The following is a 456-nucleotide window of genomic DNA, read 5'->3' as shown; positions in this document are numbered from 1 at the left end:
CTGCACGGCCGGCCGCTCGACCTGATCCGGCCACTGCTGCAGCCAGGCGCGCGCATCCTGGCGCTGACCTCGGATGCAGAAGCCCCCGCGGCGATTGCCCGCCTGCTCGCGGAACTCGACTTCGGCGCATCGCGGCTGACGATCCTGGAGGCGTTGGGTGGGCCAAGCGAGACCCAGCGCTCGGTCCGCGCCGATGCCTTCGACCTCGAAAACCTCAATCCGCTCAACGTGCTGGCGGTCGAAGTTGAATCCGGTCCGGACGCGCGCGTGCTGCCGCTCACATCAGGCCTTGCCGATCACCTGTTCGACCATGACGGCCAGATCACCAAGCGCGAAATCCGCGCGATTACCCTGTCGGCGCTGGCGCCGCGGCGCGGCGAGTTGCTGTGGGACATCGGCGCCGGCTCCGGTTCCATCGGCCTCGATGGCAAAAGTGCGCATCGAAGGGTGGGCCAG

At 68.4% G+C, this 456-nt stretch carries 1 pseudogene; it reads left to right on the top strand.

Annotated features, from left to right (window positions below):
• Nucleotides 1-456: pseudogene (locus tag EN969_RS34870) on the top strand (cobalamin biosynthesis bifunctional protein CbiET); the annotation flags it as partial.

Source organism: Mesorhizobium sp. M7A.F.Ca.CA.003.01.2.1 (genome assembly GCF_003998945.1).
Taxonomy (GTDB): Bacteria; Pseudomonadota; Alphaproteobacteria; order Rhizobiales; family Rhizobiaceae; genus Mesorhizobium; species Mesorhizobium ciceri.
This window is presented reverse-complemented; position numbering and strand designations above follow the sequence as displayed.